Source organism: Salmonella bongori NCTC 12419 (assembly GCF_000252995.1).
GTDB classification, from domain to species: Bacteria; Pseudomonadota; Gammaproteobacteria; order Enterobacterales; family Enterobacteriaceae; genus Salmonella; species Salmonella bongori.
Genome location: NC_015761.1, coordinates 4,197,859 through 4,211,903, shown reverse-complemented (window position 1 = coordinate 4,211,903; position 14,045 = coordinate 4,197,859). Strand labels below are relative to the sequence as shown.

10 protein-coding genes and 1 pseudogene are annotated in these 14,045 nt (G+C 41.6%); 5 read left to right on the top strand and 6 right to left on the bottom strand.

The genetic code is table 11. The annotated features are described in order from the left end of the window. Nucleotides 1–35 precede the first annotated feature (35 nt). The 5 genes and pseudogenes from SBG_RS23525 to rtsB form a co-directional block, all read left to right on the top strand. Nucleotides 36–2,341: pseudogene (locus SBG_RS23525) on the top strand (DUF6531 domain-containing protein); the annotation flags it as partial. Nucleotides 2,342–2,434: 93 nt separating this feature from the next. Then, a complete protein-coding gene (locus SBG_RS23520; protein WP_000265986.1) occupies nucleotides 2,435–3,589 on the top strand; it encodes an RHS repeat-associated core domain-containing protein in 1,155 nt (384 codons plus the stop codon). Between the two features lie 861 nt (nucleotides 3,590–4,450). Next, nucleotides 4,451–4,846, top strand: a complete 396-nt coding sequence (locus tag SBG_RS23300; protein WP_015703104.1) for a hypothetical protein — start codon at nucleotides 4,451–4,453, stop codon at nucleotides 4,844–4,846. Between the two features lie 1,314 nt (nucleotides 4,847–6,160). After that, on the top strand, nucleotides 6,161–7,036 hold the full coding sequence (locus tag SBG_RS19720; protein ID WP_000920201.1) for an AraC family transcriptional regulator: 876 nt from the start codon (nucleotides 6,161–6,163) through the stop codon (nucleotides 7,034–7,036). After that, complete coding sequence (rtsB, locus tag SBG_RS19715) at nucleotides 7,033–7,320, top strand: transcriptional regulator RtsB (RefSeq protein WP_015703103.1); 288 nt, start codon at nucleotides 7,033–7,035, stop codon at nucleotides 7,318–7,320. The genes SBG_RS19720 and rtsB overlap by 4 nt, the downstream gene beginning before the upstream one ends. 203 nt (nucleotides 7,321–7,523) lie before the next feature. Here rtsB and SBG_RS19710 read toward each other — a convergent pair whose 3' ends face one another. The 6 genes from SBG_RS19710 to SBG_RS19685 all read right to left on the bottom strand — a co-directional run bounded on the left by SBG_RS19710 (nucleotide 7,524) and on the right by SBG_RS19685 (nucleotide 13,834). Next, the gene (locus tag SBG_RS19710; RefSeq protein WP_000999321.1) at nucleotides 7,524–9,503 is read right to left on the bottom strand and encodes an ATP-binding cassette domain-containing protein; all 1,980 of its coding nucleotides are present in this window, start codon (nucleotides 9,501–9,503) and stop codon (nucleotides 7,524–7,526) included. After that, nucleotides 9,496–9,870, bottom strand: a complete 375-nt coding sequence (locus tag SBG_RS19705) for a hypothetical protein (RefSeq protein ID WP_231845618.1) — start codon at nucleotides 9,868–9,870, stop codon at nucleotides 9,496–9,498. The genes SBG_RS19710 and SBG_RS19705 overlap by 8 nt, the downstream gene beginning before the upstream one ends. 61 nt (nucleotides 9,871–9,931) lie before the next feature. Beyond that, nucleotides 9,932–11,119, bottom strand: a complete 1,188-nt coding sequence (locus tag SBG_RS19700; protein ID WP_231845617.1) for an HlyD family efflux transporter periplasmic adaptor subunit — start codon at nucleotides 11,117–11,119, stop codon at nucleotides 9,932–9,934. A 49-nt stretch (nucleotides 11,120–11,168) separates the two neighbouring features. After that, entirely contained in the window at nucleotides 11,169–12,386 is a 1,218-nt protein-coding gene (locus SBG_RS19695) for a TolC family protein (RefSeq protein WP_001202481.1), read from the bottom strand. Next, nucleotides 12,376–13,425: a hypothetical protein gene (locus SBG_RS19690; RefSeq protein WP_231845616.1), complete on the bottom strand. Its 1,050-nt coding sequence runs from the start codon at nucleotides 13,423–13,425 to the stop codon at nucleotides 12,376–12,378. The genes SBG_RS19695 and SBG_RS19690 overlap by 11 nt, the downstream gene beginning before the upstream one ends. After that, the gene (locus tag SBG_RS19685) at nucleotides 13,388–13,834 is read right to left on the bottom strand and encodes a hypothetical protein (RefSeq protein ID WP_001271663.1); all 447 of its coding nucleotides are present in this window, start codon (nucleotides 13,832–13,834) and stop codon (nucleotides 13,388–13,390) included. The genes SBG_RS19690 and SBG_RS19685 overlap by 38 nt, the downstream gene beginning before the upstream one ends. Between the last annotated feature and the right edge of the window lie 211 nt (nucleotides 13,835–14,045).

Below are 14,045 nucleotides of genomic sequence, written 5' to 3'. Positions count from 1 at the left end.
AGAACATAAAAATCTGTTAACAGAAGGAACTGAGCATGAGCGGAAAACCGGCGGCGCGTCAGGGCGACATGACGCAGTATGGAGGCCCGGTAGTCCAGGGGGCGGCGGGGGTGATGATTGGCGCGCCAACGGGCGTGGCCTGCTCGGTGTGTCCCGGCGGCAGAACCTCCGGCAATCCGGTGAACCCGTTGCTGGGGGCCAAGGTCCTGCCCGGTGAAACCGATATTGCGCTGCCGGGGCCGTTACCGTTTATGCTCACCCGCGCATACAGCAGCTACCGGACGAAAACGCCTGCGCCGTCGGGTATTTTCGGCCCCGGCTGGAAAGCGCCCTTCGATATCCGCTTACAGCTTCGCGATGATGAGCTGATTATTAACGATGACGGCGGGCGCAGCATTCACTTTGAGCCGCTGCTGCCCGGTGAAACCGCCTTCAGCCGCAGCGAGTCCCTGTGGCTGGCCCGTGGCGGCGTGGCTAAACTGCATGAAAGCAATGTACTGCATGTGCTGTGGCAGGCCCTGCCGGAAGATTTGCGGTTAAGTCCGCATCTTTACCTGGCGACCAGCAGCGCACAGGGGCCGTGGTGGATACTCGGCTGGTCTGCGCGCGTACCGGGTGAGAATGAAGCGCTCCCTGCGCCGTTGCCACCGTACCGGGTGCTGACCGGGCTGGCTGACCGCTTCGGGCGCACGCAAATCTTTCACCGCGAGGCAGACGGGGAATCTGCCGGAAACATCACGGCGGTCACCGACGGCGCAGGCCGCCGCTTCCGGCTGGTACTGACCACGCAGGCGCAGCGGGCGGAGGCAGCGCGTAAACAGGCGACCGTTTCCGGCATCAGCGCGCCGGAATACCCGCAGACGATGCCGGTCTCCGGCTACGGCACAGACAGCGGCATTCGCCTTGAGGCGGTGTGGCTGATGCACGACCCGGCATACCCGGATAACCTCCCGGCGTTACCGCTGGCCCGCTATACGTACACCCCGCGCGGTGAGCTGTCGGCAGTGTACGACCGCAGCGATACACCGGTGCGCAGCTTCACTTATGACGATAAACATCCGGGAAGGATGACCGCACACCAGTACGCCGGACGCCCGCAGACCACCTACCGCTATGATGCCAGCGGGCGGGTGACGGAGCAGCACAATCCGGCGGGCCTGAGCTACCGGTACGAATATGAAAAAAACGTCATCACAGTTACCGACAGTCTGAACCGCCGCGAGGTACTGCACACCGAAGGCGAAGGCGGACTGAAACGGGTGATTAAGGAAGAAAAAGCCGGCGGCAGTACGATTACGCGGGAATTTGATAACGCGGGCAGGCTTGTCGCACAGACCGACGCTGCCGGGCGTAAAACCGAGTTCCGGCTGAATATCGGCTCCGGGAATGTGACGGAAATTGTCACGCCTGACGGAAGGAGTGTACGGTTCAGTTATAACGACCAGCGCCAGCTCATCTCCACCACCGGCACTGACGGCCTGCGCAGCCAGCAGGCGTTTGATGCTCTGGGTCGCCTGACGCAGGAGAAATCCCGTCACGGCGATATTACCCGTTATTTTTATGATGACCCGGACAACGAACTGCCCTCTGCCATTGAAGACGCCACCGGCAGCCGGAAACAGATGACGTGGAGCCGCTACGGGCAGTTGCTGACCCTGACCGACTGCTCCGGCTACCGGACCCGCTATGAATACAACCGCTTCGGGCAGGCCACGGCCCTTCATCAGGAAGAAGGCCTCAGCCAGTACCGCGCTTATGATGAACGGGGCAGACTTGTCAGCCAGAAAGATGCCGCAGGCCACAAAACCCGCTATGAGTACAGTATGGCGGGCGACCTGACCACCGTGGTCTACCTCGCCGGGGTGAAGCCCGGCAACACGCCGCTGGTCGATTTCACCCGCGACCGCCTGCACCGGGAGACACAGCGAACCTCCGGCGCTTATGAGCAGAACACGCTCTACGGTGCCACCGGGCAGCTACTGAGCCACACGTTCAGTGACCCGGTGCTGAACCGGGATACGGTTATAACGACAACGGTCAGCTTGTGCGCATCCGTGGCGTGCATCAGGAGGAAGACTACCGCTATGACGGCGCGGGGCGGCTCATCAGCGCACGCCACAACGACCTGCTGCGGCGCTACGCCACCGACCCGGCGGGCAACCGGGTGGCAGACCGGGAGCAGTACCCGGCGCTTCCCCCGGTATGGCGGGATAACCGCATCGGCGAAGACGTGCAGTATTTTTACCACCACGACGCGCACGGACGGCTGGCGGAAAAGGACGAACGCCGAATCCGCGACGGCGGCAGCCACAGCCACCATTATCACTACGATAACCAGCACCGGCTGGCGCACTATCGCTGCGAACAACAGGGTGTCACGCTTCTGGAAAGCCGCTACCTGTACGACCCGCTGGGCCGCCGCATCGGAAAACGGGTGTGGAAAAGCCGACGTGAGCGCGGAAGCCTCAGCGGAGAGGAATATATTTACCTGAATAAAACCCCGGAAGTGACATGGTACGGCTGGGACGGCGACAGGCTGACCACTACCGAAACTGACACACAGCGCATCCAGACCATTTACCTGCCGGGCAGCTTCACGCCGCTGGTCAGAATTGAAACAGAAACCTCAGAGCTGTTAAAAGCGGTCCGCCGCACGCTGGCGGAGAAGTTTCAGCAGGAGGCAAACGTAACCTTCCCGCCGGAACTGGTGGTTCTGGTAGATAGTCTGGAAGCGGAGCTACAGCGCGGGGAACTCAGCGAAGCCAGCCGGACGTGGCTGGCGCAGTGCGGGCTGACGCCGGAGCAGATTCAAAACCAGATAGAACCGGAATATATACCGGAGAGAAAAATCCACCTGTACCACTGCGACCACCGGGGGCTGCCGCTGGCGCTGGTCAGTCATGAGGGGAAAGTGGAGTGGTCTGCGGAATATGATGCGTGGGGTAATGTGCTCAGTGAAAATAATCCTCACAATCTGAAACAGCTCATCCGTCTGCCGGGGCAGCAGTATGATGAGGAGACGGGGCTGTACTATAACCGTCATCGTTACTATGATCCGTCGCAGGGAAGATATATTACTCAGGACCCCATTGGGCTGGAAGGGGGGTGGAACCTGTATACTTACTCATTAAATCCAGTTACAGGTATAGACCCGTTAGGTTTGGAAACTTGTGTTATTAATAGAGATTTAGCTGTATTTGGTGATTCAGCACGCTCCAGGAATAATCCAGTTACTCATACGTTCAGTGTAATTACTGATTCAAATGGAGATATAATTCATACATATAGCTGGGGGAACGATGCCAATCTTAATGGCTGGAACATTGATCAACAAATTGATCTCAAATCAGCAAGGGACGCTCTAAACTCTGGAAAGGCTGAATGCAGAAGTGATATTGTTGATGATAAATGTGTTTCTGCTGCATTTGACATTTTAAATAAAAAAGAGAACAACCACATCAATGGAATGGTCTATTTTAACTGTAAAACCGAAACAACAAAATTACTTGATTTAGCGAAAAAAATCTGTGATAAGTGGTATCCACAACCGATATTTAAAGTGGATTTTAATGGTATGTTTGGGAGATAGTTGTTATGCGATGCGATATTATGGTTCGTGTAGTCTCAATAATTGTATTGTCTATCATCATCCCATGCCTTATATATTTATGGATTATCCCATCTTTCTTTGGTGGATATAAAACATATTTTTTCTTATATTTATTTGTGATGATTTCAACTGCATCAGTTGGTTTTGCTGTTTTTCCTGTATTCCACTACAGCCTTTTCGTTAATATTTTATTAAGTACGTTTTTGGGATTACTTGCTGGATGTCTAATCTTTTTTGTTATTTTATTTCTTGTATTGAATTTACATGGGGGATGATTTCTTTTTTGAAATATAATAAAGCCGAAATGCATGGTATTATGGGATAACTTGCTGTGTGAAGACACCTATTTAGGAATAGATGTTTGTACAGGCAAACCCTACCCCGGTTATGCACGCCAACAAGGGATACAATCAGCAGAAAGTGTACTAAACTATCGTTATGTTGGCAATTATGGTCGCTTTAATGGAATCCCTCCCCAAATTTTACACCACGGGTATGGATTACACTCGAAAAATATTGCGAGATGGCTTGAGCAACGTACATTTGAAATTAATTGAGGACTTGATGGTACGGCAAACAAGAGAAACCCCGTGGGACAAAATAATCCCAATAGGGCTACTTACTTGAATTCAGCAGATAATCATGTGGAGATGAAAGGCATGACCGAAAAAGGTGTTGGCGCTTTAAGTTACATAAGCTCTTTAGCGCATATATTTACTCTGAACTCATGTAAATATGAAACAACTTCACAATGTTTTTGTGCTCTGAGTTCCGAGTCAATAGTTGGGCCAGAAGCTGCGGATAGCCTGTATTGGGGTGAGTTTTATTAAAGAAGAAAATATGATGCGTATTATATGGAAGCCGGGGTATCTGATCAATCTCAAATTACGGAATGATTTATATACCGTTGCACAACTGGAGGGTAATTTCGTTGTGCGTTTTTTTGATACATTTAACGCACATGGCATGTGGAAAAACATTGATCTAAATGCAACGCCTCAATTATTCAGAGTATTTGTTGCTAAGATTTCAATTCGAACTTTAGCTGAAGTGAGAATAAAGGATCCTACCGTTATCCCAAGCACTATACCAATGGAATCTTATTGGATTAATCCTTATGTGGCTTATATTGGTGGAGAACATTATAAAGGTAATAAAAATAGTTTTCCCTTCTTAGGAGGAAGTTTAATACGTACACATTCGGCAACAGTTATGAGTGCATTGACTCAGATGTAATAAAACATGATTTAAGCCCGGAAATTGACAAAGAAATAATTGAAAAATACGAACTGGTCAATATGTAGGGGCCTGATGATTTAGGTGACAGATTGAGACGTTACTTTGATACAGGTATAAACCGTGATGATTTAAAATTTGAGGTTTTCCCAACGCTCTGGAATGACAGGGAGTCATTACGTCCGTTGACTCGCCGACTACCTATACCAATGCGTTAAATGGCCTACAAATAGCTACGCATGATGCCATCGGCTAATGCGTTCCCTGAATCCACTACACGCTTTTCAGCGGAGTAATCAGGCATTGTGCAAAAACCCTGCTGGCTGTAGAGATAATTCAGTGACACTGCTGGTTGTGCAGGTGGTGAATCGTTCGAAAGGAGGAGTATGAAAGGTCTTAATCGCAATTGCAGAAATGTCACTATCGGGGGAATGCCTGTGAGGAATCGAACCGGCGTATCGAACCAAACTTTTTCTACGTACCTTTATCCACTATTCTGATTTAAAGAAGAAATGTGGGTCGACCTATGGATTTTGACAACTAGCAGTATAAGAATTTATCATGTAAATCAAATTGGTAAGTAATTAAATGCTCCCGAGTCCAGACACCACTTATTCCAGAAGAACCAGCCTACGGGCTGGTTTTTTGCTTTTGGTTCTACAACTCCTTTCATTGAGCTACGTTCGATTTTTTGCTGCGAGCGGCTCAGTCCTTCGGAACCTGCGCAGCAAAAGCGCACCTCTAAAACGCGCAGACCAAGCTGCGTCATGCAATCTGGAAAAGTATCAACCTAATCACTCCTTACCCGGTTTTCACGAAACCAGCCATATGCCCGAATAGTGCCAGACAGCCACGCATGCCAGGATGTTACTACGCCCGCGATCCGCCACAGTATATTTTTACCGCCTTGTATGCCCTTCCTTAGTCAAGACTGTTAGTATTTATACATCAGAAAAAACTTACTACAAATTAATGACAGATCTTGCACACCACGCCTGGCTGATCCATGAAATTAAAGGCTTTTGCCCTACAACATTAAATACTATTATTACGTAACTCAAATATCCAAGTGATGAATCAATGACATTATGAGCCAATCGTAGTAAATTTCCATCTTTTTTTTATACGCACAATAAGCTTTTAACGATATTATAATTATAACAAAAAATATAAAACATCATTTTTGAAACAACACTACAGGCCCGCGCCTGACTTGTAAAATAGCTAACGTGCATACTTATATCTCACCAGGGTTTTTTAAAGTATTTGTTGGCATAATTTTTAATTTGCACACACCTAAAAAAGGAAATTATTATGCTGAAAAGTTTCACCCCCTCGCCTGCTCTGGTGGGAAATATTGATTATCTACAGCCAGCACAAGCCTTACAGAGAAATTCAGTATCACTTCATGGATTAAATTTATTACAATCGGTGCTCATGAAACTTTCTACTGGAAAAATTTCAATTAAAATAGCAACCGGAGAATATATTACAGCAACAGGCCCAACACTTATTTTTCTGGCTAAAGGCCAAACTATTAATATCACCCTAGAAGAGAGTAACGAAAAGCCGCATTATAACTTAATTGAACTGGATTCTCAATCAATTAAAAGTGCCTGTGACTTTTTCCTGTACGAACATGAAGGTTTATCCGTTCCATTAACAAAACCTATAAAAAAATATTTACTAGCTCCAATTGAAACTGGAATTTCAAGGGTATTTAATTTACTACATACGTCAAATAAAGCTCAGAAGTTATCAAAGGATAAAAAAGAACATTTATTAAGGTTTTTACTTTCCGAATTTATCTATGAGCCAGAAGCATTTTCTCTCTTTAGCGCTCTGTCAGAAAATTCGATGGCCGAAAACGTTTATAACATTGTTATGGGCGATATAAGCCGAAAATGGACACTCAAAGACATCGCTGATACAGTTTATATGAGTTGCTCTACTTTAAAAAGGAAACTAAAACATGAAGGTACTTCATTTAGTGAAATTTATCTAAATGCCAGAATGAATAAAGCGGCAAAGCTTCTGCGTAATAGTGAATATAATGTCACTCGAGTGGCTTATATGTGTGGTTATGACAGTGCGTCTTATTTTACATGTGTTTTTAAAAAGCATTTCAAAACAACACCATCAGAATTTTTGGCGTTTTTATCTTCCTCTCGTCATCAATATGTTAATTGAGATATCTGACAATGCAGTATAAAAGAAAAGCAAAACATATCAATATTAGAAATGGAATTCTGTTACTCGCTAAAAAATTCAACCTGACATTGAGTGAAAAAAAGGTTGTTTATTACGTGGCGGCAGGGCTATCTGTTAAGAGTTGTTCAAATTTATTAGAGAGAAATATAAAAACAATTTCAACACAAAAGAGATCGGCCTATAAAAAAATGGCAATTACTACTGATGTTGAATTAATCCATTTGATGTTAAACGAGTTTTATATATCAGTCGATATTACGTGATTTTTTCAAAAATAACTCGTTAATTAGTACCGGTTGCTTAACACTTACTGTCGTGTTGATAATGTTATCGCGCAAATAAATTTATCGGTATTGCCTTTATTTTTCTGCTACAGGAAAATTCCCGCAGGATAAGTGTAAGAATGCAAGCGGCGATATTTCTTAGGTATATCACCGCGCTGCTTATAATTTTTTCACTGCAGATTTCATCCGCTTAACTTCATTTGTGGTACGCTTATCGTTGTACTATTTACTGCTCTTATTACTGCGCTTAACTTATCACCAGAAAGGTCAATTTTACGAGTAAAAATTCTTTGCAGTGAAATGTCATGTGTTGCAAAAATAACAATACTATGACAATAAAGGTGCTTTATCTTTTCAAGAAAAGCTAACGCATCATTTGTGGAAAGATAAGACGTTGATTCGTCCAAAAACACTATCTCTGGTTTTTTGAATAAGGCCAGATACAATAAAATTTTTTGTTTTTCACCATTAGAAAGATTGAGTTCCTCAACAAATTTTTCGTCTACGTTCTCTCTAGACAGAACAAGATTATTACAACACAGTGTTAATATTTTTATAATATCATCATCATCAACCACACCATATACCATAAAGTTTTCACGAAGCGTTCCTTTTATAAAGGTGCTATTCGTAGAATGGTAAGCAAGGCAATTCTGAATATAATCTTCAGAAATATGTGTGATGTCGACATTATTCAATTTAACAGTTCCCGTATAACAATGACTGACGTTTGATAATGCTTTGATTAAGGATGATTTACCTGATCCTGACGCACCTATGATACCAATAAAGTCTCCAGGAACAGCAGTAAATGAAAGCTGATCAATCAGTTTTCGTTCCGCAAATGCTATGGAAAGTTTTTCAACCGATAGTTTTTCGATACGGGATATATATATTCCACTATGTGAAATAAAGGTGTCCTTATCTTTCAATAGTTCAGCCAAACTACTTTTAATATGAAACATATGCAACTTTGATAAATATAGTTTATTAACTCCTCCTACTAAGGCTCCGGAAAGTCTGGAATTAATAATCATAATGGCAATGATAGAAGCCGTGGCCAACGTACCGCTAGCTACAGCAAAATAGGATGACAAAAACATAACAATCATAGAAACAAATGTATTAGCCTTTATCATCTCCGCCCAATGATGATTCTCGATATTCATCTCCATTTTTGTATACTCATCACGATGAGTTTTATCCATCAACAGCTTTTCAAAAAAGGTACCGCGTAAAAACTTCAGTTCTTTCCTTTTTTCTTCTAAAGAGATCAACGTAGACATTTTTTCATAGCTAGCGGTATTTGTTTGCAACGTTTTTTTATAGGCAGAAAAACGTATATAGACGCAAACAAATGTTAAGCCTATATAGTAGATCAACAGAGGAAAAGCATAGCCCCCCATCATTACAAAAAGGCCGACCATAAACAGAAATGCTAATGATAAATCTACTGATATTAATGGATATGATTCCCAAAGAGCCGCCACTGAAGATTCAATAGTACGTATTTTCACCGCAGCATTCCTGCAGTTGGAAGCTTTTAAAGCATGGAGATAAAAAGCATTACATTTTATATTATTAATTCTAACCTGAGCAGATGTTTTATCATAAATGATAGCTTTTAAAATGAGTTCAAATAACACAAAGATTATGAATATTCCAGTCACAAAAATGATAGAATGGTAAGAATCACTATAAACCAGTCTCGTATTAAATAAATTCGAATAAAGCGGTGTCATTAAAGCAAAAAAGATTAACCCTAGCGCAAGATAACTTGCCTTCGGCGTCATCTTTTTAATAGCTTCAAAAACATCCCGGTCATCTATATTTTTTAATTCCTTTGAAATATAAAATATCCTTTTACTACGTAAGTTATCTTGTGTTACTACCTCAGTAGAGCTCAAATTAATAATCTTGTTTTTTTCTTTCTGTAAGATTAAAAAATATGACTCGGTCCATTCAACTATAAATGTTTTTGGTAGATGAGCATAATCACAATAGCTATTGCTAGTTATCTCAAAGTCAAAAAAACTATCATTGACATATTCATTAAAATTCTGCAGGATATCATGCATATCTTTGCTTTTATTTTTATAAACAAAAGCAAGTTCCTCTACCAGGCAATATTTTCTGATAGCTTCAAAAAAATTATCATTCATTTTTCAATTCTTCAACAGCACAGTTATTTTTACTTGTCGGCTCATAAATCGGTGATACAACAACAATTTTTTTGTCCCCTAAAACTGATTTAGCAACTATATAATTATAGGTCGTATATTTTTTAGCAATCTCCAGGCTCATATTATTACCATATGCACAGTAGATCCTGACTGCAGAATCAGAAGAACGGAGTGGTAAAAGGTCCGAAACTGATAGAGAAAAACCCTTACCTGGAGTAATAACAACTTTTGACTTGCCCTTCGATTCCACAGAACCAGAACCAGAACTATAATTAAGTGTAGACGAGTTTAACTTTGCATCTTTTGAAATGGCTGCCGATAAAAGATTAGCTAATAATACAGACATCAGTAATATCATTACCGCTACAGCCGAGGATAAGGCAGAAACAAATCCAAGCATAGTTACATTACCAAACATTAAATACGATATTATCGCCTACCAACGCTGTAATGTAGTTTAACAGCGTAACTTTTTTGCTAAGCGCATATACATTAACCTGCACACCCTCCAGTTCAGGTGGAACCTTAACACTATCGTCTGGCTTTATTTCAATTTTGTAATAGCGTTCAGCACCATTTTTTTCATCATCAGAAAAAGAATCAGCGCTTATTCTTGTAATGTGCCCGGCGATGGTTTTTTTATAACCGGGAGAATTAACTGTAATTTTTGTAGTCGTTCCGGTAAAGATAAAGGGTCGATACTTTGCTAAAATCCTCGCATCTACAACTTTATTTTCATCATTCTTCTTGATGGTCATGACTGGCTGCGAATTCTCAACATACGATCCCTTTTCAAAACTACGCTCTATACTTAATATCACGCCATTGGCAGGAGATAAAATGCTGTTAGCCTTAATTTTATTTCTTAGAAGCTCCAATTGCCCACGATTTTCAAGGTGTTCTCTACGTAGTTGCTCCAACTGTTCAGCATTATTATTAAGCTGCTCCAGAACACTGCTACGGAATCGATTATTTGCTAACTTAATATCATTTTGTAAAGCGAGCAAACTAATTTCTCCAGTTGTTATTTGAGACACAATCTGACTAATTTCAGTCTGATTATTTATTATCTCTATTTCCGGCGCACGGGCTGACTTTAGTAAATTACCTTTTCTTTTTAAAAGGAGTAATCGATCATGAAGATCGTCTTTTTCTTCAATCATTTTCTCTTCCCGCAATTTTAAGTTTTTCTCTTCATTCCTTAAAGAGAAAAGCTCATTCAAAAACTTATAAGCACTGAGCTCTTGAGAGAATATTTCTGTACTTCCTACTAAAAATTTATTTTCTTCAGGTACTTCTCCCGCAAGAATCATCTTAAGTAAGCGTTGATCTTCTTCAAGATTCTGAATACGCCTGTCAGCAAATGATACCAGCTCATTAAGCGTTTTCTCTTGATGAAAAACATCAAGATTGGTATAAGAGAAAAGAATGTCCCCTATCTTGACGGGCGAACCGGTTTGTAGATCAAATTTATTAATAAAACCTGAGTCAGGGCTTACTATTACCAGTTTATCCGAGGCCCCCGTAATAACCCCTGTGCCGGGAGAAACGATATCTATTTTCGCCACACAGATATAAATAATCAAAATCATCATTATGATGATTAAGGCTAAAAACTTGCGTGAAAGCGTCTTATTATTCATATTACAGACTTAATAGTTCGCCTGAGATCTGTAACAAAGAGACTTTGTTAATAGTATCACTTATCTTCATTTCAATGATCTTTCGCTCTAAAGCAAAATAATCATATTGTGTATTTAACATCTCATAATAGGATGACTGTGAAATATTATATTCTCTTTTTTGATTAGCCAAAATTACTTTCGTCGTTTTACTTTGATCTACCAACCCTTGAAGTTCCTTTTCATTTGAATTGATAGTCAATTGCAAGGACTTCATCTTTGCCAGTAGCTCTTTATATTTGAAGTCCATCTTTGTTTTTAAAACCTGGTATGCTTTAATCCCTGTTTGCCTGGCAATCTTCTTATCGTAATCAAATAAATTAACAGTTACCTGGATCCCTCCCCAGGAATCTTTATCTATACGCTGGCTGTTATTATATCGTTCTTCCGCAACCAGACTCACCTGAACCAATGAATCCTGCTGCCATGCGTTAAATTTTGCTGTGTCAGCCTGCTCGTTCAACAATTTGTAATCGAGGTTATTATAAATTTTCTTCTCATTTATTGTATAACTGTTTATTTTATCTATGATATTATCAGGTAGATAAACCCCCTGAGCAGGAAAAGCAATGCCGGTTGCCAGTTCTATATTAGATTTAAGCAACTCAATCTCTTTATTAATACTTTCTGATTCTGTTTTTATTTTTTGAATCAACAGGCGAGCCTGTTCAACATCGCTTGCCTTAGCAATACCTGATATATATCGCCCCTCAATTTGTTGGTATAATTCGACGGCGGTTTGCTCCAGACTCGCTGCCTTCAACTCAAGATTATTGTAATATTTAATACCAATCAAATTCTCTACTAACGTTTTATACAGGTTCTCTTTTTCTTTCAATAAGGATAACTCTGCGCCATGAACCCGACTATTTTTTTCTTTAAAGCGATCAGCGATCGTTGTGCTAAAAATTAAAGAGCTCGCTGTTACTTTAGAATCAGTTATATCACCACGGGTGGTATCTGATTTATACTTACTTTCTGCAGAAACCTTCGGCATAAAATATAAATCAGTTTGTTTCGCACGCAATAACTCTGCCTCCAACTCTAACGCTTTGGCTCTAATCCCCCCTGATTCTCGATACATTTCATTAACAAATTCAGAATAATGTAAAGTCCCCTCACTGGCTAAAGCAAATGGACTAAAAAACAAACATCCTATAATGCTAAAATTAGCTCTCATTCGTCAACACCTCTACAACTTGTTGTAGTTTTTTCTTAAATTTATATTGTTCGTGGAAATGAGCCTCTTGCCTGTCGCTAATAACTTTCAGTTGATCTGCCTTCATGCTTTCCATCTTTTCAATGAATTCAGCATTTTTCTTCATTAACGAGACCAGGGTGTTGATACCGACGTTCAATTCCATTAATTGTTCGTTGCCAGATGTTATTCTTTCATTTATCAGCATATTGCTTTGATTAACATCCATGAGTGAGGTATTGATACTTGAAAATGCCTTATCATTAAGTTCTGCAGATGTTTTTGCTATTGTTTGTAGATGGCTTATGGCCGTGTTTATTTGCTGTAAGCTCTCTGCCATCACATTGCTGTTCACAACCAATAGTTCCGTCAGGTTGGTATTATCAGGTATACAGACCAATTTAGTGGCGATATTGGTGTTAATCTCTTCGAGCAACATAACCCGGTTGAGTAACGCGTGTAGTTCGTCCTCCGAAGGCTTTTTCCCCGATTCATTGTCAGCGTGATTCTCAGTTTCGTAGTAAAATTCCCAAAAATTAAGACTGACCAGAAGTAATACTGAAACAGCAACACCTAATATAGACGTCAGGAACGCAAATGACATTGCCGTCAGAGCTGATGAAATCGATGAAATCATAGCCCCCATTTTTGCTGCCAGGTCGCCTTCTCCCCCCAGCGAACCTGCAATAGCGGATACCATATCGGTTAACCCCATAAAGGTACCGATAAGTCCCAATGAAACCGCAACTGACGCCGCCAACTTCGTTTGCGTTGCCAGTAAGGCATAGTATCTTCGGGCCTTTAATCTGAATATCCAATGCGTTAAAAACAGGAATAGCGGTAATACAAACAATACCCCACAAGCATAAGTAATTTGTGGTGCCAGAAAAGCAGCCTGATTAACCATGTTTTTGATGGCAGGGAACAAAAGATAGCAGGCAGCCGTTAATATATAAAAAATCAGACCCAGAAAATGCATTTGTTTAATAGCTCCAGTAAATACACGACAGGTTTTTTCCACACTGTGAGACGTTTCCTTCTCGGAAATCGACTTCTATATCAGATGGTAATTTTAAGTCCGTATAAATTTTCAATAGATTAAATGTATTTTTCGCCTTGTAATTTTCTATAGATTCAGACACCGCACCATAAAACGTGATTTTTTTCTTTCCTGAGTCAATGAGATGCTTACGGGTTTGATACAAATCGGTAGACGAAAGTGAAACAGCCCCACTATAGTAAATAGTGTTCTTACTGAGATCCGTGAATGAATCTCTGAACTTTAATGCTCCCCCATCCGATGTTACAAGCGAATCTGTTCCTGATAACATAAATACTGTGGAGACCAGTATTAGTATACAAAGTGCCCCACTTAACCCATCAACCATCGGCGCCAGTTCTTCATCGCCATTATTTTCCTCTGCACTCATACGGCCATCTTAAATATTGTTAACAGTAATTTGATTATAAATATCTAACGCCATTCTGACATATAAGCATAGGCTTGAGATGTTGCATTTTTAGACCATTAAGGTACTACTTAATTTATTTCATGTTTATTGACAGGTAAAATTAGGTCTCTGAAAAAGAAAAGTTAGCTTACTATCAAAACCATTTTGGGGATCCACCCTTAGCTATATT

Excerpts from the sequence above, each read along its gene's own strand:
- SBG_RS23300 (WP_015703104.1), top strand. The coding sequence starts at position 4,451 with ATGATGCGTATTATATGGAAGCCGGGGTATCTGATCAATCTCAAATTA.
- SBG_RS19720 (WP_000920201.1), top strand. The coding sequence starts at position 6,161 with ATGCTGAAAAGTTTCACCCCCTCGCCTGCTCTGGTGGGAAATATTGAT.
- SBG_RS19710 (WP_000999321.1), bottom strand. The coding sequence starts at position 9,503 with ATGAATGATAATTTTTTTGAAGCTATCAGAAAATATTGCCTGGTAGAG.
- SBG_RS19705 (WP_231845618.1), bottom strand. The coding sequence starts at position 9,870 with ATGTCTGTATTATTAGCTAATCTTTTATCGGCAGCCATTTCAAAAGAT.
- SBG_RS19700 (WP_231845617.1), bottom strand. The coding sequence starts at position 11,119 with ATGATGATTTTGATTATTTATATCTGTGTGGCGAAAATAGATATCGTT.
- SBG_RS19695 (WP_001202481.1), bottom strand. The coding sequence starts at position 12,386 with ATGAGAGCTAATTTTAGCATTATAGGATGTTTGTTTTTTAGTCCATTT.
- SBG_RS19685 (WP_001271663.1), bottom strand. The coding sequence starts at position 13,834 with ATGAGTGCAGAGGAAAATAATGGCGATGAAGAACTGGCGCCGATGGTT.